The 22,760-nt window shown below is 60.1% G+C and carries 21 protein-coding genes; 9 read left to right on the forward strand and 12 right to left on the reverse strand.

Translation table 11 applies throughout. The annotated features are described in order from the left end of the window. Window positions 1-61: 61 nt before the first annotated feature. The 6 genes from ABDX79_RS01700 to rpsF all read right to left on the reverse strand — a co-directional run bounded on the left by ABDX79_RS01700 (window position 62) and on the right by rpsF (window position 5,636). Complete coding sequence (locus tag ABDX79_RS01700) at window positions 62-1,552, reverse strand: replicative DNA helicase (protein ID WP_346218520.1); 1,491 nt, start codon at window positions 1,550-1,552, stop codon at window positions 62-64. Window positions 1,553-1,705: 153 nt separating this feature from the next. After that, on the reverse strand, window positions 1,706-2,986 hold the full coding sequence (locus ABDX79_RS01705) for a cyclopropane-fatty-acyl-phospholipid synthase family protein (RefSeq protein ID WP_346218521.1): 1,281 nt from the start codon (window positions 2,984-2,986) through the stop codon (window positions 1,706-1,708). Window positions 2,987-3,162: 176 nt separating this feature from the next. Then, window positions 3,163-3,774, reverse strand: a complete 612-nt coding sequence (gene rplI, locus ABDX79_RS01710) for a 50S ribosomal protein L9 (protein ID WP_346218522.1) — start codon at window positions 3,772-3,774, stop codon at window positions 3,163-3,165. 58 nt (window positions 3,775-3,832) lie between these two features. Beyond that, a complete protein-coding gene (locus tag ABDX79_RS01715) occupies window positions 3,833-4,807 on the reverse strand; it encodes a hypothetical protein (RefSeq protein WP_346218523.1) in 975 nt (324 codons plus the stop codon). 151 nt (window positions 4,808-4,958) lie between these two features. Then, a complete protein-coding gene (rpsR, locus tag ABDX79_RS01720) occupies window positions 4,959-5,207 on the reverse strand; it encodes a 30S ribosomal protein S18 (RefSeq protein ID WP_007066672.1) in 249 nt (82 codons plus the stop codon). 6 nt (window positions 5,208-5,213) lie between these two features. Continuing rightward, window positions 5,214-5,636 (reverse strand): 30S ribosomal protein S6, encoded by a 423-nt coding sequence (gene rpsF / locus ABDX79_RS01725; protein WP_346218524.1) that lies wholly within the window; start codon window positions 5,634-5,636, stop codon window positions 5,214-5,216. A gap of 452 nt (window positions 5,637-6,088) precedes the next feature. Here rpsF and fabD point away from each other — a divergent pair, with 452 nt between their 5' ends. The 7 genes from fabD to gmk all read left to right on the forward strand — a co-directional run bounded on the left by fabD (window position 6,089) and on the right by gmk (window position 12,662). After that, the gene (gene fabD, locus ABDX79_RS01730; protein ID WP_346218525.1) at window positions 6,089-7,027 is read left to right on the forward strand and encodes an ACP S-malonyltransferase; all 939 of its coding nucleotides are present in this window, start codon (window positions 6,089-6,091) and stop codon (window positions 7,025-7,027) included. Window positions 7,028-7,097: 70 nt separating this feature from the next. After that, on the forward strand, window positions 7,098-7,835 hold the full coding sequence (gene fabG / locus ABDX79_RS01735) for a 3-oxoacyl-[acyl-carrier-protein] reductase (protein WP_346218526.1): 738 nt from the start codon (window positions 7,098-7,100) through the stop codon (window positions 7,833-7,835). 131 nt (window positions 7,836-7,966) lie between these two features. After that, window positions 7,967-8,206, forward strand: a complete 240-nt coding sequence (locus tag ABDX79_RS01740; protein WP_346218527.1) for an acyl carrier protein — start codon at window positions 7,967-7,969, stop codon at window positions 8,204-8,206. A 126-nt stretch (window positions 8,207-8,332) separates the two neighbouring features. After that, complete coding sequence (gene fabF / locus ABDX79_RS01745; RefSeq protein ID WP_346218528.1) at window positions 8,333-9,598, forward strand: beta-ketoacyl-ACP synthase II; 1,266 nt, start codon at window positions 8,333-8,335, stop codon at window positions 9,596-9,598. 331 nt (window positions 9,599-9,929) lie between these two features. Further along, window positions 9,930-11,045, forward strand: a complete 1,116-nt coding sequence (gene mltG / locus ABDX79_RS01750) for an endolytic transglycosylase MltG (protein WP_346218529.1) — start codon at window positions 9,930-9,932, stop codon at window positions 11,043-11,045. A gap of 67 nt (window positions 11,046-11,112) precedes the next feature. Then, entirely contained in the window at window positions 11,113-11,997 is an 885-nt protein-coding gene (locus ABDX79_RS01755; RefSeq protein WP_346218530.1) for a YicC/YloC family endoribonuclease, read from the forward strand. Continuing rightward, on the forward strand, window positions 11,994-12,662 hold the full coding sequence (gene gmk, locus ABDX79_RS01760; protein ID WP_346218531.1) for a guanylate kinase: 669 nt from the start codon (window positions 11,994-11,996) through the stop codon (window positions 12,660-12,662). The genes ABDX79_RS01755 and gmk overlap by 4 nt, the downstream gene beginning before the upstream one ends. A 52-nt stretch (window positions 12,663-12,714) precedes the next feature. Here gmk and rsmA read toward each other — a convergent pair whose 3' ends face one another. From rsmA to ABDX79_RS01790, 6 genes are all read right to left on the reverse strand, one after another. After that, window positions 12,715-13,542, reverse strand: coding sequence for a 16S rRNA (adenine(1518)-N(6)/adenine(1519)-N(6))-dimethyltransferase RsmA (gene rsmA / locus ABDX79_RS01765; RefSeq protein ID WP_346218532.1), 828 nt, complete (start codon window positions 13,540-13,542; stop codon window positions 12,715-12,717). After that, the gene (gene pdxA, locus ABDX79_RS01770; protein ID WP_346218533.1) at window positions 13,539-14,597 is read right to left on the reverse strand and encodes a 4-hydroxythreonine-4-phosphate dehydrogenase PdxA; all 1,059 of its coding nucleotides are present in this window, start codon (window positions 14,595-14,597) and stop codon (window positions 13,539-13,541) included. Before pdxA ends, rsmA begins: the two co-directional genes overlap by 4 nt. A gap of 12 nt (window positions 14,598-14,609) precedes the next feature. Continuing rightward, on the reverse strand, window positions 14,610-15,560 hold the full coding sequence (locus tag ABDX79_RS01775; protein WP_346218534.1) for a SurA N-terminal domain-containing protein: 951 nt from the start codon (window positions 15,558-15,560) through the stop codon (window positions 14,610-14,612). A gap of 109 nt (window positions 15,561-15,669) precedes the next feature. Next, entirely contained in the window at window positions 15,670-18,171 is a 2,502-nt protein-coding gene (locus tag ABDX79_RS01780) for an LPS-assembly protein LptD (RefSeq protein ID WP_346218535.1), read from the reverse strand. A 1-nt stretch (window position 18,172) separates the two neighbouring features. Further along, entirely contained in the window at window positions 18,173-19,255 is a 1,083-nt protein-coding gene (gene lptG, locus ABDX79_RS01785) for an LPS export ABC transporter permease LptG (RefSeq protein WP_346218536.1), read from the reverse strand. Next, a complete protein-coding gene (locus ABDX79_RS01790; protein WP_346218537.1) occupies window positions 19,252-20,448 on the reverse strand; it encodes an LptF/LptG family permease in 1,197 nt (398 codons plus the stop codon). Before ABDX79_RS01790 ends, lptG begins: the two co-directional genes overlap by 4 nt. Window positions 20,449-20,720: 272 nt before the next feature. On the opposite strand from ABDX79_RS01790, the gene ABDX79_RS01795 reads away from it, so the two are divergent. Beyond that, window positions 20,721-22,220, forward strand: a complete 1,500-nt coding sequence (locus ABDX79_RS01795) for a leucyl aminopeptidase (RefSeq protein WP_346218538.1) — start codon at window positions 20,721-20,723, stop codon at window positions 22,218-22,220. A gap of 41 nt (window positions 22,221-22,261) precedes the next feature. Beyond that, entirely contained in the window at window positions 22,262-22,714 is a 453-nt protein-coding gene (locus ABDX79_RS01800) for a DNA polymerase III subunit chi (protein WP_346218539.1), read from the forward strand. Window positions 22,715-22,760 lie beyond the last annotated feature (46 nt).

The raw sequence follows: 22,760 nt of genomic DNA on the forward strand, positions 1-22,760 counted from the left end.
TGCCGCAACTAAGCCATCAAGCGAGCCACAGCTTTCCGGCCGGTGCCGCATCACGCGCTCCTCAGTAGGTCTGTTCCGGCAGGTAGGCGTCGTCGGCGAGATCGGAGAAGCGCGTATATTCAGGCTGGAAGGCCAGCGGAACCGTTCCGACGGGACCATGGCGCTGCTTGGCGATGATGACGTCGCCTTTTCCTCGCGCCTCGTTCATCGCCTGCTCCCACTTCAGGTGCTCGTCGGTGCCCGGCTTCGGTTCGCGGTTCGCGAGGTAGTATTCCTCGCGGTAAACGAAGAGCACGACGTCGGCATCCTGCTCGATCGAGCCGGATTCGCGAAGATCCGAAAGCTGCGGCCGCTTGTCTTCGCGGTTCTCGACCTGACGAGAGAGCTGCGAAAGCGCGATGATCGGCACGCTGAGCTCTTTGGCGAGCGCCTTGAGACCCGTCGTGATCTCGGTGATCTCCTGAACGCGATTTTCCGACGATTTCTTCGAGGAACCCGTCATCAGCTGGACGTAGTCGATCACCATCAGGTCGAGGCCGCGCTGGCGTTTCAGGCGACGCGCTCGGGCGGAGAGCTGCGCGATCGAGATGCCACCCGTCTGATCGATGTAGAGCGGGATCTTGCTCATCATTTCCGTGCAGGCGATCAGTTTCTGCAGCTCGGTATCGTTGATCTCGCCACGGCGGATCTTGGACGACGAAATCTCGGTTTGCTCGGAGATGATACGCGTCGCCAGCTGTTCGGCAGACATTTCGAGACTGAAGAAGCCGACGACGCCGCCATTCTTCGCCTTGAACGAGCCGTCCGCCTGTTCGGCGGGCTCGTAGGCCGCCGCGACGTTGAAAGCGATGTTGGTCGCAAGCGATGTCTTGCCCATCGCGGGGCGCCCGGCGAGGATGATCAGATCCGAAGACTGCAGCCCGCCCATCTTGCGGTCGACGCTGCTCAGCCCGGACGAGATACCGGAAAGGCCTCCGTCGCGATCCTTCGCGGCGGTCGCCATCTGGACCGCGAGATCGATCGCGTCGCGGAAGGACTGGAAGCCGCCGTCGTAGCGGCCTGTTTCTGCCAGTTCAAAGAGCCGGCGCTCGGCATCCTCGATCTGGATTTTCGGCTCCATGTCGATCGGTGCGTCGAAGGCGATGTTGACGACATCCTCGCCGATGCGAATCAGAGAGCGCCTGATGGCGAGATCGTAGATCGCCCGGCCATAGTCGCCGGTGTTGATGATCGTCGTTGCTTCCGCCGCAAGCCGTGCGAGATACTGCGCGATGGTCATCTCGCCAATGCGCTGATCGGCCGCCAGAAATGTCTTGATCGTGACCGGGTTGGCGATCTTGCCCATCCGGATCATTTCCGACGCTTTTCCGAAGATGTCCCGGTGCAGCGGCTCGTAGAAATGATCGGCCTTCAGGAAATCGTGGACGATGTAATAGGCATCGTTGTTGACGAGGATTGCGCCGAGCAGTGCCTGCTCGGCCTCCAGATTGCTCGGAGCTTCCCTATAGAGCGTCTGTTCGTCCTGCTCGAGCTTTCGAAGGGCCTGAGCCATGGTTGTTCCGCTTCCTCATGCATCGCCGTGGATCAGGGGATACACGAGCGCCGCCCGATATGACAATCACATCGAGGCGCGTTTTCCGCGCTGTTGTGAAGGGTCATCCGAATGCGGGGATCGCTGTGGACAACTACGGGGATCGCTCTGGATCTAGGCGATAGCGACCTGTTCCGGCGTGCGCCCGGCATTCGCCGACAAAATGCCGCGATCCTTGGCTCGCATCGTCTGTTCCGCATCGAAGATATAGTCGCGGGTGATCGGCAGGGTCGAAACTCGCTTTGCGAGCTGCAGCTGAAACACGCAATAATCCTGATAGCGGAATGAGCACTCGGACGCGGCGAGATAGAACTCCCACATTCGGCAGAACCGCTCGTCGTAGATCGCCTTTGCCTCGTCGCGTCGCGCGGTGAACCGCTCCCGCCATGCTTTCAGCGTTTCGGCGTAGTGAAGGCGAAGCACTTCCACATCGGTCACGATGAGCCCGGCCTTCTGAACGGCCGACATGATCTGGGAGAGAGCCGGGAGATAGCCGCCGGGAAAGATATATTTGCCGATAAAGGCATTGGTGTTGGTCGGAATGCCCCAGCAACCGATGGTGTGCATCAGCATCACGCCATCGTCCTTCATCAGGCGCAAGGCATGCCGGAAATAGTCGTCGTAATAATCCGGACCCACATGCTCGAACATGCCGACGGAAACGATCCGGTCGAACGAGCCTTCCACCGCGCGATAGTCCTTGAGTTCGAACTGAACCTTGTCGGTGACGCCCGCCGCGTCTGCCCGCTCACGGGCTCCCAGCAACTGCTCTTCGGACAATGTGATGCCGGTGACATCCGCTCCGGCACGATCGGCGAGATAAAGCCCGAGCCCACCCCAGCCGCATCCGATGTCGAGAACCTTCAGATCGGGCGCGTCGAGCTTCAGCTTGGCGGCGATGTGACGTTTCTTCGCGAGCTGCGCGGTCTCCAGATCGTCATCGGCATGTTCGAAATAGGCGCACGAATATTGTCGGTCGGAATCGAGGAAAAGGTCGTAGAGCTTGCGGGAGAGATCGTAATGGTGATGGACGTTACGACGGGCTCGGAAGGGCGTATTGTGCTGCACGAATTTGCGCACAGTCAGACGGGCCATCTCAACGGCCTGCATCCAGGGCTGGCGAGACACATTCGTACCGGCATTGGCAAAGACCAGAGCCAGAACCGCGTAGATGTCCCCCTCCAGAATGTCGACCTCGCCGTTCATATAGCACTCGGCGAATTTAAGGCCCGGATTGAACGCGATCTGCCGCTCGGCCTTTGCCGAATTGATACGAATATGGACCGGTGTGCCAGTCGCATCGCCGAATTCATGGACCTCGCCTTTCGCATCCGTCAGCCGAAAGGCGCCTTTGGTGATAATCTTCTTCAAATAGAAGTTGAGAAGCCCGTTCATGATCACCGTCCCGTATTTCCGGCTGCTATTTTTGAAGCAGGCACATTTTCAGCTTGAAGCTGTGTCGAGTCGCCGCACCCGACTCTATGACGGCCGGACGAACAAAAAAGGGGCCCCTGAACAGGGACCCCTTCAAAATGCTCTGAAAGCGGACGTTAGTGCTTAGCCGCCAAAGCTTAGCTGGCCTGCTCTTCGCCTTCCGCCTCATCGATCGGCATGCGTTCTTCGTCGTCGCGATCCTCGTCCATCGCGTTCTCGTCGCCGCCGAATTCTGGCTCTTCCTCGCCGTAGATGGCTTCGTAAGAGGTCAGGTCTTCACCAGCAGCCTGACGCTCGGCTTCGTCGGCGGAGCGGGCGATGTTGACCTTCACCTTCACTTCGACTTCCGGGTGGAGCGCGATGGTCACTTCGTGAACACCGATCTGCTTGATCGGCTGCTGCAGGTCCACCTCGTTGCGGCCGACCTTATAGCCTTCCTGACCGATGAGCTCGGAAATGTCGCGGGCCGAGACCGAACCGTAGAGCTGACCGCTCTCGCCGGCGGAGCGAACGGCGACGAAGGTCTTGCCTTCGATCTGGTCGCCGATCTTGCGAGCATCGGCCTTGCGCTCTTCGTTGCGCTGGATGATCTGCTCTTTCTGCGCTTCGAAGCGGGCCTGGTTGGCCTCGTTGGCGCGAAGGGCACGGCCGGTGGGCAGGAGGAAATTACGTGCGTAACCGTCGCGGACGCGAACGGTTTCGCCGATCTGGCCAAGCTTGCCGATGCGTTCGAGAAGAATGACGTCCATGGTTGAGTTCCTTTTCTGGGGTTTGCTTGATCAAGCACTTTGACGGGCGCCGGCCTTTTCAGCCGGGCCTGCTCGGGAGAAGCCGTTCTCCGTGCCGCCAGACATCGACGATGCCGATGATGACGAAGACGAAGAGCGGGAAGGTGAGGAAGAGGATCGCGGTGTAGACCACGAAAAGAATGAGGCCCCGCGCCGGTCGACCTTGTGTTCGCTTGTGAAGGCGAGCGAGGCCGACAAGCGCGAAAGCGGTGCCGAATGCCCCTGCGAAGACCGTCGCGATCAGGCCAGCCGAGCCGGTCAGGAATGTGCCGCTGAGGGTCAAGGCAAAAAGCAGGAGAGCGTCCTGTGGCAATGACGTTACCGCGGGTAGATCGTCTTTTGGCCGCTCCAGCCGGCCCGACCGGCGTGCGATCGCTGAGCCAAGATGAAGGCACACGACGAGGGTCAGGGTCAGGACCGACGGCTGGATCAGAGGAACGAGGTCGACGATGACCGACACGAGATTCTTGAGCTGCAGCTGCGCTGCTGCATCAAGTTCGTTACCCGATTCCACGAAGGCAGCGGTCATCGCGGTGCGAACCGTATCCGCGTCGTAGCCGAGGAGCCAACCAATCAACACACAAGCGATGGCCGCAAGGGTCGTCAGAACGAAGAGGATACGCCCGATCGGCATCCATTCGATCGCGGCATCACTCGGTTGAATGTCGTGCGGTGAGTGCGGGGTTTCGATCGGCGGCGCGACCGCGAACTTGCGCTGCGCGAGGTGGCAACAGACCGCCGTCGGAATGGTCATCGCGATTGCGAGGGTCAGCGACGTCGGCAGATTGCCGGAGAAAACGAAGATGAGGACAGGTGCGGCGAATGCTGCAATGAAGCCGGCGGCCGAACCCCAGCCGAGACCTGCGATGGCTATCGGAACCGGGGTCGCGAGAGCGAAACCCACGGCAAGGGCTGACTGCGTGGCGAGACCCGCAAAAAGCAGGGCGCTCGTCAATGCCGCGCCGATCGCGATAAGGATCGTTGAAGGGGTCATGTCTCGTTGCTGTCCTGCATTTCGCAGTTAGGGGCTCGGCCCCAACCCGGCTTTTGGCATTTTCTCTACCGACCGCTGCCGTGTCGCGGAGGGAAGGCGAGGCGGGGCCGACGCATGTCGGCCCCGCCTCGAATTTCCATGACGTGCCGTCTTACTTTACGACATAGGGCAGCAAGCCCAGGATACGGGCGCGCTTGATTGCCTTGGCAAGGGCGCGCTGGTTCTTCTGGGAGACCGCCGTGATACGCGAAGGAACGATCTTGCCGCGCTCGGAAATGTAGCGCTGAAGCAGACGAACGTCCTTGTAGTCGATCTTCGGCGCATCGTTGCCGGAGAACGGATCGGACTTGCGCCGACGGTGGAACGGACGGCGGGTCGGAAGCTGTGCGATATCGACCATGATGACTTACTCCGAATCGCTGTTGCGGTCGCGGCGCGGGCCACGGTCTTCGCGGTCACGGCGCGGGCCGCGATCGTCGCGTCCACCACGGCGCGGGCCACGGTCGTCGCGCTTCTGCATCATCGCGGACGGGCCATCTTCGTGCTCGTCGACGCGGATGGTCATGAAGCGCAGGATGTCTTCGTTGAAGCGCATCTGGCGCTCCATCTCCTGAACCGCCGCCGACGGGGCGTCGATGTTCATGAGGGTATAGTGAGCCTTGCGGTTCTTATCCATGCGGTAGGCCAGGGTCTTGAGACCCCAGTTTTCGACCTTGCCGACCTTGCCGCCGCCAGACTCGAGAATGCCACGCAGGTTTTCGACCAGCTGTTCAACCTGGCTGTTCGAAACGTCCTGACGTGCGAGGAATACGTGCTCGTAAAGAGCCATATCGGTTCGCCTTTCCAGTTTCTTTGTATCGACTGAAGACGAGAACCCAACGGCTAAGCCTCAGCGACCTTTCTCGGGTCCGCTCAGAATGGCGAACATCGAAGGAAAGGCGCATCATGCGAAAAACGGTCGAGAGCGGAGACACGGGAAGCCGGAGATCTCTTGATCCCCAAGAAACCGGCATTGCCGGCAGCCTTCCGTTCAGCCCCCAGCTGGGTTCTCAAACGTCGACGGGCGGCAGATAGCCGTTTTGTCCTTCGAAAGCAACAGCGAGACCGCAAGGACAGGGTTCGTGTTGGAAACCTGTCGGGCTGAACCATACTTCACCAGAAGAGATGCGACACGAGCTTGACAGTGCGGTCTGCTGCTGAACATGGCACTCCCTCAGCTCAAGTGGCGCTATCACGTCATAGAAGCCGGTGATCAAATCGGCTCATGGAGGAGATCATACCATGTCATTGGCACTCGTTTTTCCGGGGCAGGGCAGTCAGGCCGTCGGTATGGGAAAGGCGTTACATGATGCCTATCCGCAAAGCCGGGCCGTGTTCGATGAGGTGGATGAGGCCCTGGGCGAGAATCTGTCGAAACTGATCTTCGAAGGGCCGATCGAGGAACTGACTTTGACGGCCAATGCCCAGCCGGCACTCATGGCCGTCTCGCTGGCGGCTCTCCGCGCGCTCGAAAGCGAGGGATTTGCCGTTTCGGACGCAGCGTTCGCGGCCGGTCATTCGCTTGGTGAATATTCGGCGCTTGCCGCGATCGGCGCTCTCAGTCTCACCGACACGGCAAAGCTTTTGCGGATCAGGGGCAATGCCATGCAGGAGGCCGTCCCAGAGGGCGAAGGCGCCATGGCCGCGATCCTCGGTCTCGACATGGATGGCGTCAAAGAGTTGTGCAACGTTGCTGCCGAAGGTTCGGTCTGCGAGCCGGCGAACGACAATGGCGGCGGCCAGATCGTGATCTCGGGCAGCAAGGCGGCGGTCGATCGGGCAATTGCTCTGGCGTCGGAGCGGGGCGCGAAGCGCGCCATACCGCTGACCGTTTCCGCGCCGTTCCATTGCGCCCTGATGCAGCCGGCTGCCGAGCGCATGGCTGAGGCATTGAAGGACGCTGCTATATCGTCGCCCGCAATTCCCATCATCTCGAATGTGACGGCGGATGCGACCAGCGATCCCGATGCCATTCGCAACCGGCTGGTGGAGCAGGTGACGGGCGCGGTCCGCTGGAACGAGTCGATGTTGTTCGCAGCTGAAAACGGCGTGGGCGATCTTGCCGAGATTGGCGCCGGCAAGGTTCTCTCGGGTCTTGCGCGGCGTATCGACAAGCGGCTTTCGGCAAAACCCGTCGGGACTCCCGATGATATTGCCACATTCTTGAAAGATCGCGGCTGAAAGGGCAAGGAATCGGCTGAGCCGACGTCCGGCTGCGGCGATCTGCAAGCAGACATATAAGAGGTAGACCATGTTCGATCTGACGGGGCGCAAGGCGCTTGTGACCGGCTCCAGCGGCGGCATCGGCCGCTCGATCGCGACCGCCCTTCATGCGGCCGGCGCGACGGTCGGTATTCACGGGACACGCCGTGAAGCGCTGGATGAACTGGCTGCGGAACTGGGCGACCGCGTCCATGTGCTGCCAGCGGACCTGTCCGATCGCGACGGGCAGAAGGCTTTGGCGGAAGAGGCCGACAAGGTGCTCGAGGGCGTCGATATTCTCGTCAACAATGCCGGCATCACCAAGGATGGGCTGTTCGTCCGCATGTCGGACGATGACTGGGACAAGGTTCTTGAAATCGATCTCACGGCCGCCTTCCGAATCACACGTGGCCTGACCCACGCGATGATGCGCCGCCGGTTCGGCCGGATCATCAACATCACCTCGATCGTGGGTGTGACCGGAAATCCGGGTCAGGCGAATTATTGCGCGGCCAAGGCCGGCATGATCGGATTTTCGAAGTCGCTGGCAAACGAGATTGCCTCGCGCAATGTAACGGTCAACTGCATCGCGCCTGGTTTCATCGCCAGCGCCATGACAGAGAAGCTGAACGACAAGCAGCGCGATGCGATCATGGGTGCGATTCCGATGAAGCGGATGGGCGAAGCGTCCGAAATCGCGTCCACTGCCGTCTTCCTCGCCTCGAACGAAGCCGCCTATATCACGGGGCAGACGCTGCACGTGAATGGCGGTATGGCGATGATCTGAGCCGGCCGTAAAGGCCTTTAAGGAAAACCCATCGGCGTTATCCTGCACAGTGAAGGGGCAGGGCGCTTGATAAACATCGGTCGCACGTCTAACGAGGGCAGCGACTAGGTCACTGGAGCAGAGGACTCACAATGAGCGATACCGCTGAACGCGTAAAGAAGATCGTCGTCGAGCATCTCGGGGTCGAAGAAAGCAAAGTTACCGAGAATGCGAGCTTCATCGACGATCTGGGCGCCGACAGCCTCGACACCGTCGAACTCGTCATGGCGTTCGAGGAAGAATTTGGTGTCGAGATTCCTGACGACGCTGCTGAGACGATTCTGACCGTTGGCGACGCGGTCAACTTCATCGAAAAGAACAAGACCTCCTGATCACCGAAAGCTCGGCGCCGGAGGTTGCGAACAAACCTTTGGCGCTTGCAGGCAGGCTGGTGGCCACTTCATGGAAAGTGGCCAGGGCGGACGGTGGGTGTGAATGGTTCGGCGATTGTGCGTGAAATGAGACGAGTTGTAATCACAGGCGTCGGCATGGTTTCTCCCCTGGGAGGAAATGTCGGCAGCACCTGGAAACGGCTTTTGAAGGGCGAGAGCGGTGCGAACCGTGTCGATTCCTTTGAAGTTGACGACCTTCCGTGCAAGATCGCTTGCGAGATTCCGAAGGGCAACGGAGAGAACGGGACCTTCAATCCCGATCTCTGGATGGAGCCCAAGGAACAGCGCAAGGTCGACAAATTCATCGTCTACGCCGTCGCCGCTGCAGCCGAAGCGCTGGACGATGCGAACTGGCATCCCGAATCCTACGAGGACCAGATTAGCAGCGGTGCGCTGATCGGATCGGGTATTGGTGGTCTCGAAGGGATTGAGCGTACCTCGCTTCTGTTGGCGGAAAAAGGCCCGCGCCGGGTCTCACCGTTTTTCATCCCAGGTAGCCTGATCAATCTCGCCTCCGGGCATGTCTCAATCCGTCACGGTCTGAAAGGGCCAAACCATTCGGTCGTGACGGCTTGTTCCACCGGTGCGCATGCGATCGGTGATGCGTCTCGCCTCGTCGCTCTCGGCGATGCGGACGTGATGGTCGCGGGCGGGGCGGAATCGCCGGTATGCCGGCTTTCGCTCGCAGGTTTTTCCGCCTGCAGGGCGCTTTCCACCCATTTCAACGACGAGCCCCATCGTGCGTCCCGTCCTTATGACCGCGATCGTGACGGCTTCGTTATGGGCGAAGGCGCCGGTATCGTTGTTCTCGAAGAATACGAACACGCGAAGGCGCGCGGCGCGAAGATCTATGCCGAGATCATCGGCTACGGCCTGTCGGGCGATGCCTACCACATCACGGCACCGGCTTCGGACGGCGATGGCGCCTATCGCTGCATGTCGGCTGCGCTGAAGCGGGCCGGGATCACGCCAGATCAGCTCGATTACGTCAACGCCCACGGAACGTCGACGCCTCTCGGCGACGAAATCGAATTGCGGGCATTCGAACGTCTCGTCGGAGACGCTGCGGACAAGATCACGATGTCCTCGACCAAATCCGCCGTCGGTCATCTTCTGGGTGCTGCTGGTGCTGTCGAAGCCATCTTCTCGGCGCTAGCGATCCGCGACAATGTCGCACCGCCGACGATCAATCTCGAAAATCCGTCGGTCGAGACCAAGATCGATCTTTGCGCCAACACGAAGCGCGAAAAGCAGATCGATATCGCTCTTTCGAACTCGTTTGGCTTTGGCGGAACGAATGCCTCTCTTGTGATGCGCCGCGTCGTCGACTGAGGCGCACTTTCGGACGATCGAGCTGACTAAAAGACCTGTTCTCGTCTCAGCTAACGACTTACGCGGTGGCCGGCTGACAGAGCCGCGCCTCGCTTTCATTGCTATCGCGGCCGATCTGCGTCTTCGATATTCGCTGTCTTGAAGCGCTCGAACCGATTGTTCTGGAAACCGCCGCCCGGATTACCGACGGGTGATGAGGCGCTGGTTTTCTAAAGTTTCGCTGATGCTGCAGCGGCAAGTGCGACCCGCAGACAAGCCTCACGCCGGGCTTTTGCCACATTAGCGTGGTGGACGATTCCCGTATGGGGATATGGCTTTTAAGGGGCGAGCGTTGAGTCAGGATCACAAGGCCGAACTCTCGGAAACCAATGAGCGGACCGCGCTCGCGGGCAAGCCGGGCCGCAAGCCCAGGCGGCGTTCGCGCCTTGCGCACAGCCAGCTCGTGATTTTCCTGAATTTCTGCATGTCGCTGGCATTCTTCGGCGTTCTAGCGCTCGGCTTCGTCTTCTATTTCGGCAAGGGCGAGTTCGAGAATGAGGGCCCGCTGCGCGATGAAACGAATTTCGTGGTCGCCCGGAACAGTTCGCTTAATGCGATCGCGGAAGGGCTCGAAGAACGCGGCGTCATTTCGAATGCGCAGATCTTCAAGCTGGGTGCGAAGTTCTCCAATGTCGGCAACCAGCTTAAGGCCGGCGAATATGCCTTCGACGCCGGCATTTCCATGCGCGATGTGATGGAGAAGATCGCACGAGGTGACTCGGTTCAGCATGCGATCACCATCCCGGAAGGCTGGACGGTTCAGCGCGCGTTCGAGCGGATTGCGAACTCGGAGATTTTGACCGGGTCGATGCCCTCGCTCCCGCCCGAAGGTATGCTGCAGGCCGAAACTCACATGGTCCAACGCGGCATGACCCGCGAACAGCTCGTTCAGGCGATGCACGATTCCCAGGAGCAGATGATTGAGGAGATCTGGGAGGGGCGCGACGAAGGTCTCCCGATCGAAGACATCGGGCAATTCGTGACTTTGGCGTCGATCGTCGAGCGTGAGACCGGCGTTGCATCGGAACGGCCCCATGTGGCTTCGGTGTTCGTAAATCGCCTGCGCAAGGGCATGCGGCTCCAGTCCGATCCGACATTCCTCTACGGGATCTATGGCGGCGCCGGCAAACCGAGCGAGGCACCGATCACCCGCTCGGACATCGACAGCGACACGCCGTACAACACCTATCGGATCAAAGGCTTGCCCCCCGGCCCGATTGCCATTCCCGGCCGCAAGGCGCTGGAGGCCGTGGCGCATCCGCTCGATACCAACGACTATTATTTCGTGGCGGACGGCACCGGCGGCCACGTCTTCTCCGAGACGCTCGACGAGCATAACCGAAACGTTCAGAAGTACCGGGCGATCGAACGCGAGCGCCGCGCCGATGCGGAGCAGGCTTCGCAATAGCGAGCCTTCCATTGCGTCCTTTCCTGTTTGTGGCAAAAGAACCGCTTGTCTTTCTTGGAGCGCGGACATGCCGCTTATCAGTATGACCGGTTTTTCCCGTATTGAGCGGGAGTGCGAAGGCGTTTCGCTGCGCTGGGAGCTGCGCAGCGTGAATGGTCGCAATCTCGATCTTCGCCTGCGCCTTCCCTCGGGCTACGAGGCCCTGGAGCCTCGGCTTCGAACGATCGCCGGCAGCACGCTCTTTCGCGGTAATATTCATGCGGTTCTGAATGCCGGGCCCGGTAAAAGCCGAAACACGATTTCCATTGACGAAGCGCGCCTCGAAGCGTTTCTCGACATATCCGATCGCATGGTGGCGCAAGGCCGTGCCGCCTTGCCCCGTGCCGACGGTCTGCTGGCGCTCAAGGGTGTGATCGAGACAGGTGAAGATGGGCGCGGTGGCGAGACGGTCGGTGACGCGCCTCTCGAGGCAGCCGTCGGTTATTTCGAGGAAGCGCTGGCAGCGCTACAGGCAGCGCGCGCAGACGAAGGTGCGAATCTCACACACGTCGTGACGAGCCTCGTAGATCGCATCGAGGCCTTGGTGCAAAGCGCGCGGGATGATCGAAGTCGATCACCTGCGGAAGTCAGACGCCGCATTGAGGAACAGGCGAAACAGGTCCTCGATCATGCGCTTGATGAGCCGCGTCTCCTCCAGGAACTGGCGATGTTGGCGATCCGCGCCGATGTAGGCGAAGAACTGGACCGGCTCGAAAGTCATGTTGCCAGTGCGCGTGAGCTTCTTGCGACAGACGACCCCGTGGGACGGAGATTCGATTTTCTCGCGCAAGAAATGAATCGCGAATCAAACACGATCTGTTCCAAATCCAATTCCATCTCTCTCACCGCGATCGGGCTCGATCTGAAGGTGGCAGTCGATCAGTTGCGGGAACAGGTCCAGAATATCGAATGAAGACAATTCCACATCAGGCCAAAACGGACATGTTGATCGAGCGTCGAGGATTGATGCTCGTCATCTCCTCACCCTCGGGCGCGGGAAAGTCGACGATTGCCCACACGCTTATGGAGGCCGATCGCAGCTTCGCACTTTCGATCAGCGTGACGACGCGCAAGCGTCGCGGTAGCGAGGTCGACGGTGTGCATTATCGCTTCATCGACCGCGAGGAATTCATCCGGCTTCGCGATGCGGACGCTCTGCTCGAATGGGCGGAAGTTCACGGCAACTTCTACGGCACCCCGCGTGGGCCGGCCGAAGCGGCGATGCAGAGCGGTCAGGATATGCTGTTCGACATCGATTATCAGGGCGCCCTGCAGCTTCAGGAAAAGGCTGGCGACGATGTCGTCTCGATCTTCATCCTGCCGCCATCCATGGCGGAACTCCGCTCGCGGCTCCGTCGCCGGGCGGAAGACTCCGAAGAGACCATCGCGATACGGCTCGCCAATTCCCGAGTGGAGATCGAACGCTGGCGCGACTATGATTACGTGATCGTCAACGACGATCTCAATCAGGCCTATGAAGCTGTCCGATCCATCATTACCGCCGAGCGTCTGAAGCGCGAGCGCCGTCCCGGACTTCAGGCCTATACAGATCAGTTATTGAGCGAGCCCCTGGAATAGAGTGCTGCGGGTTCTGCCGTCAGGTCGCGGCTCAACAGATAGGGGACCGCGCTCAGATCGCGTTGGCGATCGACACGAATTCTTCGATCGACAGTGTTTCCGCCCGCCGTTGCGGATCGATGCCCACTGTCGTCAGAAGCGCTTCGCCGCCAAGCGGTTTGAGGCTTTGGCGTAGCATCTTTCGGCGCTGGCCGAAGGCAGCCGTGGTCACGCGCTCCAGCGCTGACAGCGATGCCGGAAGGGGCGTCTTACGCGGTGTGAGCTGCACCACGGCGGAGGTGACTTTGGGCGGCGGCGTGAAGGCCTCGCGCGGCACGTCGAAGAGAATGCGCGCTTCGGTACGCCAACCGGCAAGAACCGCAAGTCGCCCATAGTGGGGCGTTCGCGGCGCTGCCGTGATGCGCTCCGCGACCTCTTTCTGGAACATCAGCGTCAGGCTATCCCAGCGCGGTGGCCATGCCTCGACCGCGATCCAGTTGACCAGAAGCTGGGTCCCGACATTGTAGGGAAGATTGGCGACGATCTTCAGCGGTCCGTCTGCCGAAAGCTCCGCCAGATCGAGATCGAGGGCGTCCATCTGCCGGACGTCGAGGCGATCCGGATAGCGCGCCTGGATCGTTTCAAGCGCCGGCAGGCAACGGGGGTCCTTCTCGACCGCCACGACCTTCGCAGCACCATTGGCAAGCAGCGCGCGCGTCAGGCCGCCGGGGCCTGGGCCAACCTCCAGAACCGTACTATGTTCCAGCGGTGCGGCTTGCCTGGCAATCTTCGAGGTCAGGTTGAGATCGAGAAGAAAGTTCTGACCGAGCTGCTTTCGCGGCGCCAGATCGTGTTCGGAAATCACCGTCCGCAACGGCGGCAAATCGTCGATCGGGCTCAATTGTGCGAAACCGAAGCGTGTGGCGTCTGAGTATGTCCGATCGAAGCGTCGGCCATCTCCCGCGCCTTGAGAACCGCCGCGCGAAAGCTGTCGGGACGAGCGATGCCCTTGCCGGCGATGTCGAACGCCGTGCCATGGTCCGGCGATGTTCGGATAATGGGAAGACCGAGCGTGATGTTGACGGTCTCGTCGAAGGCGAGTGTTTTCGCGGGGATCAACGCCTGATCGTGATACATGCAGATCGCGACGTCATATCCCTTGCGGGCACGAGAATTGAACATGGTGTCGGCCGGTATCGGCCCTCTGGCCTCGATGCCCTCCACCCGGAGTTTCTCGATCGCAGGACGCACGATCGTCTCATCCTCGAGGCCGATGGCGCCGCGTTCTCCGGCGTGCGGATTGAGCCCGGCGACAGCGAGCCTTGGCCGCGCGATATCGAACTTTTCCCTTAGATCTCGATCAACGATGCGGCAGGTCTCGAGAATGAGGTCTTCGGTCAGAAGCCTCGGCACCTGTTCGAGGGGAACATGGATCGTGACGGGCACGCAGGAAAGGTCCGGGCCAGCCAGAAGCATGACCGGCATGACGGGAACGCCGATCGCCTTTGAACAGAGATGGGCGAGATATTCCGTATGGCCCGGATGCCGAAACCCGACATCGTAAAGCGCTTTTTTCTCGATCGGTGCGGTCACGATGGCGGAAATGGCACCGTCGAGCGCCAGCGCGGTCGCCCTATCGATCGCCTCAATGGTTCCAGCCCCGTTGGCCGGATCGATCTGGCCGGGCGTATCACCCTGTTTGTTGACTAGTGGCAGGACCGGAAGCGCTCCGCGTGCGCATGCATCCGTCTGCGCAGGCGTGCTGATCGTTTCGATGGCGATCGGCTGACCCAGACGGGCTGCGCGGCCAGCCAGAAAGTCCGGGTCGCCCAGAACGAAGCATCCAGCCTCCCGAAGGAGGCCGGATTGGTGAAGATCGAGAATGAGATCCGGACCGATGCCTGAAGGCTCCCCGATCGTAACGGCGAGCGGACGTCGGTCGTTTGCGGATGTCATCAGCCTTATCCGTTAGCGCCGGACGATCTGTGCCTCGTCACGCAACCGCTTCAGCAGGTCCGCATCGGCCCCGCTCCCTTTGCTGTTGAGCGACTCCATGTCACGCGCCTGAAAGACCATCTGCGCTGCCCTGTCATCAGAGATCTTGCGCGCATTGCACACTGCGATGAACTCGACGCCGCGTTCTGTTTCTTTTGCTGGTGTGGCTCGACCCGGCGAGGTCGCGATGACGTCATCCTTCCACAAGGACGGCAGTTCCGGCTGCGCAACGCGGCCGAGATCGCGAACCGTCACGTCACGCAAGCCCTTCGCGAAGGCAAAGGTCGAATCGCAGGACTTGAAGCGTGACCGCAAAGCCTGGGCCTCGCGTTTGCGATTGGCGAGCAGCGATCCCCGCTCGCCGTTGGGAATGACGAAGATAACCTGCTGCAGGGTGTATTCGGTGGTCGAAGGCTTCTGGCCACCCTGGGCCAGCATGCGCTGGACGACGTCCTGCTCGCTGAGGCGCTCCTCCCGCTGCAAACGCTTGGCAGCGGCCTGGCCCCAGCCCATCTGCACGCGGATATAGTCCTTGAAGCCTTGCGGCGAGAAGCCAGCCTGCCGAAGAACCTGCGCGAGTTGGGATTCGGACAGCTTGTTGCTCTTGGCAAAGTTCAGATAGGCCGCTTCGACGGCCTGATCGGGAATGCTGACGCCCTGACGCTGAATTTCCTGACGCTTCAGCGCCTCGTCGATCAGCTCTTCGGTCGCCTTCTGGGTGGTATTACCACCCACCCGACGGAGCTTCAGAAAAGCTGCTCGCTGGCGGATCTGGTAGGTCGTCACCGGCATGCCATTCACAACCACCGAAACCGCAGTGGCCGCCTGACTGCTGACGGGTCCAAAACCGAGTGATGCCGGCCCGCCGAGACCCAGCATGGCCACCATCGCTCCACGCATCAACCACGACGTCACGTTCTGCATGCTCTTCTTTCCCTTGTTCTCAGGTCAGGTCTTCTTGCGGCCGCGTACAGTCTGGATGGGGCAAAAGCATGGAAATGCGGTCAATTTGGCGCCCGAATGATAGACGCCCTTAATCGCCAAAGCCAATGCTCTGCTGAAAGTCGGAAATGGTCCTGAATCCGACGTTGAACATCAGGGTCTTTTCTTCTGATTCCAGCGAATAGCGGTCGGTCGTCTCGCTATAGCTCACGAGCAGGCTGAAGCATTCGTCGGCATAACGGATGCCAAACCCCTGATCGACCAGCGCATCATTCTCGAGATCGTAGGAAGCACTGGCGATCGCTGTCCAATTTTGCGCGAAGTTTAGCGTGGCAGAACCCGACACCTGCTGTCGATCATCGAGGGAGGCATAGATCGGCTGCGCAGCGATGTTCGTATAGCTCACCGTCGCACTGCCGAGGCCGTTGCCGAAAGCGTAGCTCGCGTAGACATCCTGGCGCTTCAGCGCCAGGTCATCTTCAGCGTACCGACCCTGTGTTCCAAGGGTGATGCCGAACGGCGTCTGGAGAGAGACGAGACCAACATAATCGGAGACGTCATTTTCAAGCCCCGAGTCGAAGCCCACGAGTGTGAGATCGACCTGATCGTACGAATTGCGACCGCCGAGATGGTATGACTGACCCACCAGGGCGTTGATGATCCAGCTGTTGCCGAAGTCGGCCGAATAGCGCAGGCCCACATTGGCACGATAACCGCCTTCGATACGGTCGTAGCCGGAGAACTTGTTGAAAGAAAACAGGTTGGTCGCATCGAACACGAGCGTGCCGGCATCCTCGTTCGGAATAAGCCCGATGTCTTCTTCGTTGTTGCGTGCAATGATCTGGCCGATCGGCTCGATCACATGGGAGACGCCGCCGACCTGAATCAGATAGGGATAACGCGCTTCGAGGGCCGCCATGGCCATGCCGCGGGATCCCGATCCGTCGATATCCACCGCGCCGCTGTTCGGTACGACGGATTGCAGCACGCCGTTGGAATAGAAGAAATTGTCCAATCCATCGGAGTGCATGTCGGCGGAGTAGAGATCGCCTCTAAGCGAGGCGGTCGGCGTCAGAACGAGGCCGATTGGCATCGTGTAGCTGTCGGACCAGGAGAACTCCGCCGTGCCACGTGTATAGTCGCCGTCGAGACCGTTGTTTCGATTGAAATTCGGATTGAACTGGAACCCGTTGGTCGGCGCGACGCAAACCTCCTGGAAGTTCGCGTTGAGCATCAGCGAAGTATCGCAGATGCGGCTCACATCGGCCTTGTCACGGCTGAGAGACGTCACGTTCAGGTTGAGTTTGACTTCGCCGCCGAGCACGCTTTCCTGTTCGATGCGCTCGTAATCGAAGACAGGAAGAACGGTCGGCTGTTCGTCGTCGAGGTCCGGGGAGATGGTCTGGTAGTCGAATTCTTCCACGCGAAGATCGAAGAAACTCTGGTCACCAAGGCCGGTCAGATAGACTTCCGATGTATGGGGCGAATCGCTGAAACCGTCGATATCATAGGTGTTGGCGAAGTTCTGATCGCTCTGGAGCAGCCAGTCCCAACCGAACGTCCACTGTTCCGAAAGCGCGAACCGCCCCTTCGTGCCGATCATACCACGATTGGTGTTGGCGAAGTCGGGGCTCTCCACGACCTTGTTGCCATCGAAGAAATTGTCGTCCGAAAACGCGAATCGGTCCTGCTGGCTGATGCCGGCGGCCTGAATGGTGAAGATGCCGTTCTGGAACGCCTGCCGGTACTCGATTTCGCCGAGAAAGCCCTGCTTGGTGTAATAGGTGCCTGCGACCGTGAAGTCCTTGTCGTCTGAAACCGCGACGAAATAGGGCACGCGCAAGCCGTATCCGAGATTATCTCCAGACCTGAATTGCGGAGTGAGAAAGCCGGATTTCCGCTTTACCGTCGGGTCGGGAGACTGGAAATAGGGAAGATAGGCGATCGGGGCGCCGAAGAATTCGAACTGCGCATCGTAGTAGCGAATTTCCTTTTCCCGCTGATCCCAGACGATCTTGCGCGCCTTGACCTGCCACAGGGGCGCGCGGTCCGGGTTTTCGCGGCATGCCTCGCAAGCGGTGTAGACGCCGCGATTGAACGTGGTCACCGAGCCATCGGCACGCGTGGCGGACGCCGCAGCAAAGCGGGTGTTTTCCGGCGTTTCGATGCGGAGCGCCTGAATGAATCCGTCCCGGAAGTTGTCCGTCAGATCGAGCTGATCCGCATAGATGCGATTGCCGTCCGGCTGTTGCAGTTCGACATCGCCGCGTGCGATGAGTCGTCTTGACTTCTGGTTGTAGACCAGCTCGCGCGCGACGACTTTATAGTCGCCATAGTCGACCTGAACGCCTCCGGATGCCGTCACCAGCGCCTGCTGGCTGTCATACGTCACGGTGTCGGCTTCCAGAAACAGCTGCGCGTCACTTGGAACGTCAGCAGTCAGTGCCGGCACAGCCTGTGCCATGGCTGGCTTCGCACCGACGGTCGCAAACGCTGCGTACAGGCCGAGGGCCGTACTGCAGAGAAGCACCGTTTTGTGCGAGCGTTCGCCGATCCCCATCAGCAATGCGCCGCGTCCCCTCAATTCACTCACTCTACCCATCCTCCTGGTGCAGCAGGATCGTTACGCCGAACAGTCCTGCGGCCAGGACTGGAAACCAGGCCGCGATAATTGGTGATACGATGTCGTTGCTACCAAGGGCTTTTGCCAAGAACGTCACGACGTACAGCACAAAACCCGCGAGCACTCCAGCAACGAAAACCCGCCCAGGCTGCGCGGTTCGTGAGAAGCGCGTGGCCACGGTCGCCGCCAGAACAGTCATCGCCACGAACAGCGCAGGCTGTGCGAGAAGCGTATGATACTGCATGGAGAATGCCATAGAGTTAAAGTCCAAGCTCGCGGCGGCGTCGATCTTTGAACCGAGTTCCCAAATCGAAATCGTTTCAGGATCGGCCAGTCTCTGCTCGATATACTCTGGTTTGAGGCTTGTCGGGAGGCGGTACTCGACGAGATCACGCGGAGTGTAACCAATCCGCGTCACTCTCGGCCGCAGCAAGATCCATTCCTCTTCGCCCAATTCGGCACGTGGCGCGTCGATCCGGGTTTCCACCGAACCGTCGGTGCCGAAGATGAACGCCGATACGTCGGATAAGACACGCCCGTTTTCGGCAACCTGTTTGGCACCGATGATCGAAGTGACACCTTCGGCGCGCTGGCGAAGCCAGGGTGTCTGCAGGGCGGTGTTGGCAGGCTCCTTGCCCTCGGTCGATGCCTCAATGCTGGCCGCCTTCGCTTTCGCCATCGCAGAGAGCGGGTTGTAGGCGAATGTCGCGAGAAGACCGAGGAAGAGCGAGCCGGCAAGAAACGGGATGAGGATCTGCCATGTCGATACGCCGGCGGCGCGCGCGACGACGAGCTCCAGCCTTCGATTGAGTGAGATCATCGTAAAGATCGAAGAGAACAGGACGATGAATGGAAGGGCCTGTTCGATGAACGACGGCACTCGCAATGCGGAGAAGGCGAGCAGCAGGCCGAAAGACCCATCCGAGAGGATGGATCGTCGACCCAGTTCCACGAGATCGATGAGGTAGATCAATGCTGTGATTGCGATCAGCGTCGAGAAGAAGTTGAAGAGATAGAGCCTGAAGAAATAGCGGTTGAGCGTCCAGCGTTTCATCGCGCGGTGCCCTCGCGGCGGCGGCCCGATAGTGAGCTGATGATGTTCCTGGCAATCTCGACGAGCTTTCGCGGCACGTCGAAGAGCGTCTGTATGACCGGTGCCTGAGCGAGATTCGTACCCCGCATGATCAGAAAGATATTGAATGCGCACGCCGAGATTGGAAGAAGGTAGGCGAAGAACGCAAGGGCAGGATTGTCGGAGACGACGCTTAAGGCCAGAAAGGCGATCGCCTTGAGCCCGACGGCCCCGGCAAGTCCCAGCGTCATTGCCGCGTTCGAAGCCTGCCGGTTTGTCTGCGGTTGACCGGCGACGACGACGGCCCAAAGCGCGAACGCCAAGCAATAGAGCCACGAAGTGAACCGCTCGGTGGCTTCCTCCACATAGCTTCCCGGGGCGTTCTGATAAAGGGCGTCGTTGGGGTCTGGATTGACCAGAGTGAGGGTCGAAAGTTCCGACGTACGGGTCCAGTCGCCGTCATTGGTCGGCTTCAAATCCGAAAGATCGAACGCGTATGTCTGGAATTCGATCACCGACACCGAATTGCCGTGCGTGGGCTTTCTGTGAAGCTGCCCATCGAACAGCATCAGGACGGATTGGTCGTCGGTGTCGAGAATGGATGCTTCGGCCGCGAAATAGGTCAGCTCGACTTCCGGATCGCGCGTGTCATGAATGAAGAGACTTTCGATCACTTTGCCGTTCGTTTCGCCGACGGAAATCACAAGATCCGGCGAGATGCGTTCGAACCGGCCCGGTCTCAGGAAAAGCGTGATTGTATCCACGTTGATCGACCGGATACCGTTGTAGAAAGCGTTTGACGCAAGCGGGCCTATGCCATGGGAGACGGTCGCGACGAGCAGTCCGCCTGCGAGGCCCAGATAGATGATCGGCCGCAGAATCACCTTCATCGAAGCACCGGATGCGGCGATGACGGCACGCTCGGAGTCGGCATTGAGCCCGTTCAGAACCAGGATCGATCCGATGAGAATGGCGAACGGGACGACGCCGGCTGCGAGGTTCGGCAGCAGCATCAGGGCGATCCAGAGAATGTTGCCCGCCGCCGATGCACTCGTCTTGACGATATCGATGCGAGACAATGCCTGCACGATCCAGACGATGAGGGCGAGGGAGACGAGCGAACCAAATGCGGACGTCAGGGCGCGGCGGAAGATATATCGTTCAATAAGAGTCATCCGGCCTCTGCTTCACGTTCGCCGGCGTGTTTCGAATGGCAACGCGTCCAAATTGCGACCCCGGCGCACAAGCCTGTGGGGCTATCATCCTTACCGGAACGTATCGCATTTGAACTAATGATCCGCGAACAATCGTCCTTAACGCGAGATTTGCGTCCTCTGCAAAGCCGTCATCTGGTTTTCTCCGCGTCGTGGCCCATGATAGGCATTGCAAACAATGGCGGGTAAGAGCCCGCTCAATCATTTGATGCGCTTAAGAAACTGGACCCAACATGGCGAGCCTTCCCACCATCCGATTCGCAGATATCAACGAAAGCGCTGAGGACGTCCTCGTCATACTGGCCGGAAAGGACGCCGCTCTGGCGGAGCAACATTCGTCCTTGCGCGATTTCGTCGCCAAGGCCGCCGCATCCAGCCGCTTCAAGGGCAAGGCCCTCTCAAAGCTCGATCTGGTCTCTCCCTCCGCTATCGAGGTGGATCGTCTTCTCGTCATCGGTACGCATCTCGATCGCGAACCGGTCGAGGAAGACTGGCTGAAGCTTGGCGGCACGATCGCCGCTGCGACAAAGGGCATGCGAAAGATCACGCTTTCGACCGCAAGCGGCGATGACCGCGCGATTTCCGCTGAAGAGGCCGCAACGATCGGCGCGGGAATGCGTATGCGTGCCTATGAGTTTGACCGCTACAAGACTAAGAACAAGAAAGACGAGGACGAAGAGGACGAAACGCCGGCCGCGGACGTCACCATCCTCGTCTCGGATGTGGCTGCGGCCGAGCGGGCCTTCGAGGCCGAGCGCGCGCTGAGCGATGGCACCATGCTCGCCCGTGATCTCGTCAACGAACCCGCCAATGTGCTGGGGCCTGTTGAATATGCCGAACGTGCCGAAAAACTCCGGGACCTCGGTGTCGAGGTGGAGGTTCTTGGCGAAAGCGAACTCGCGGACCTGAAGATGAACGCGCTGCTCGGAGTCTCGCAGGGCTCGCCCCGCCCGCCGCGCCTGGTCATCATGCGCTGGAACGGCGCAGGTGACAGCGAGCAGCCGGTGGCGTTCGTCGGCAAAGGCGTGGTCTTCGATACCGGCGGTATCTCGATCAAGCCGGCTGGATCGATGGACGAGATGAAGGGCGACATGGGCGGCTCGGCTGCCGTCGTCGGCGTCATGCATGCGCTCGCGGCGCGCAAGGCGAAGGTTAATGCGATCGGTATCATCGGCCTCGTCGAAAATTCGGTCGATGGAAAGGCCCAAAGACCCGGCGACATCGTCACCGCCATGTCAGGCACGACAATCGAGGTTCTGAACACCGACGCCGAAGGTCGGCTCGTGCTCGCTGATGCCCTCTGGTACTGCCAGGATAGGTTCAAGCCGAAGTTCATGGTGAATCTTGCGACCTTGACCGGCGCGATTATCGTTGCGCTCGGCAATCATCAGGCGGGACTGTTTTCGAACAACGACGAACTGGCCGATCGCCTTTTTTCGGCGGGAACCGTGAGCGGGGAGAAGGTGTGGCGTCTGCCGCTCGCCCCGGAATACGACAAGATGATCGAAGGCAAGTTCGCCGATATCAAGAATATCGGTGGTGGCCGGGCGGCTGGCTCCATCACCGCCGCGCAGTTCCTTCAGCGCTTCGTCAACGATGTGCCCTGGGCCCACCTCGATATCGCCGGCACCGCGATGGGCTCGCCGAGCAACGCCTATAATCAGTCCTGGGCGTCCGGCTTCGGCGTTCGTCTGCTTGAGCGTCTGGTTCGCGATCACTACGAGGTCCGCTAGAGCAAAAATGCCTGTTTCTCCAGCGCATAGGTAGGCATCCGGTGGCGGAAGTCCTCTTCTATCACCTCACCGAGAGCCGGCTGGAGGAGGCCCTGCCGGACCTTCTCCAGCGTTCGCTCGAACGGAGATGGCGTGTCGTCGTGCAATGCACCAGCGACGAGCGCCGGGATGCCATCGACCATGTGCTGTGGACATTTCGCGACGACAGCTTCCTGCCGCACGGAACGGACCTGGAGGGGCATCCCGAAAGCCAGCCAATTCTGCTGACGATAGCTGCGGAGCAGGAGGCGAACAGTCCGAACGTGCGTTTTATGGTGGATGGTGCGACGCCCGGCGATCTCGGCGGATATACGCGCGGGATCTATATGTTCGACGCATTCGACACCGAACAGATGTCTCGTGCGCGTGAGCGCTGGAAAGCCGAAAAGGCCGCCGGACACGATCTTACCTACTGGCAGCAGACCGAGGATCGGCGCTGGGTCAAGAAGCGCTGACGAGGCCAAGCCCTAATCGAGACGTTGCCCGAAGATCGGGCTTTGA

Source organism: Fulvimarina fulva (assembly GCF_039652615.1).
Lineage (GTDB): Bacteria > Pseudomonadota > Alphaproteobacteria > Rhizobiales > Rhizobiaceae > Fulvimarina.

Coding starts and splice junctions, on each gene's coding strand:
- fabF (WP_346218528.1), top strand. CDS start 8,333: ATGAGACGAGTTGTAATCACAGGCGTCGGCATGGTTTCTCCCCTGGGA.
- fabD (WP_346218525.1), top strand. CDS start 6,089: ATGTCATTGGCACTCGTTTTTCCGGGGCAGGGCAGTCAGGCCGTCGGT.
- ABDX79_RS01790 (WP_346218537.1), bottom strand. CDS start 20,448: ATGACTCTTATTGAACGATATATCTTCCGCCGCGCCCTGACGTCCGCA.
- rpsF (WP_346218524.1), bottom strand. CDS start 5,636: ATGGCTCTTTACGAGCACGTATTCCTCGCACGTCAGGACGTTTCGAAC.
- rpsR (WP_007066672.1), bottom strand. CDS start 5,207: ATGGTCGATATCGCACAGCTTCCGACCCGCCGTCCGTTCCACCGTCGG.
- ABDX79_RS01705 (WP_346218521.1), bottom strand. CDS start 2,986: ATGAACGGGCTTCTCAACTTCTATTTGAAGAAGATTATCACCAAAGGC.
- ABDX79_RS01740 (WP_346218527.1), top strand. CDS start 7,967: ATGAGCGATACCGCTGAACGCGTAAAGAAGATCGTCGTCGAGCATCTC.
- ABDX79_RS01715 (WP_346218523.1), bottom strand. CDS start 4,807: ATGACCCCTTCAACGATCCTTATCGCGATCGGCGCGGCATTGACGAGC.
- ABDX79_RS01775 (WP_346218534.1), bottom strand. CDS start 15,560: ATGCAGAACGTGACGTCGTGGTTGATGCGTGGAGCGATGGTGGCCATG.
- lptG (WP_346218536.1), bottom strand. CDS start 19,255: ATGAAACGCTGGACGCTCAACCGCTATTTCTTCAGGCTCTATCTCTTC.
- rplI (WP_346218522.1), bottom strand. CDS start 3,774: ATGGACGTCATTCTTCTCGAACGCATCGGCAAGCTTGGCCAGATCGGC.
- ABDX79_RS01700 (WP_346218520.1), bottom strand. CDS start 1,552: ATGGCTCAGGCCCTTCGAAAGCTCGAGCAGGACGAACAGACGCTCTAT.
- fabG (WP_346218526.1), top strand. CDS start 7,098: ATGTTCGATCTGACGGGGCGCAAGGCGCTTGTGACCGGCTCCAGCGGC.
- pdxA (WP_346218533.1), bottom strand. CDS start 14,597: ATGACATCCGCAAACGACCGACGTCCGCTCGCCGTTACGATCGGGGAG.
- ABDX79_RS01795 (WP_346218538.1), top strand. CDS start 20,721: ATGGCGAGCCTTCCCACCATCCGATTCGCAGATATCAACGAAAGCGCT.
- gmk (WP_346218531.1), top strand. CDS start 11,994: ATGAAGACAATTCCACATCAGGCCAAAACGGACATGTTGATCGAGCGT.
- ABDX79_RS01755 (WP_346218530.1), top strand. CDS start 11,113: ATGCCGCTTATCAGTATGACCGGTTTTTCCCGTATTGAGCGGGAGTGC.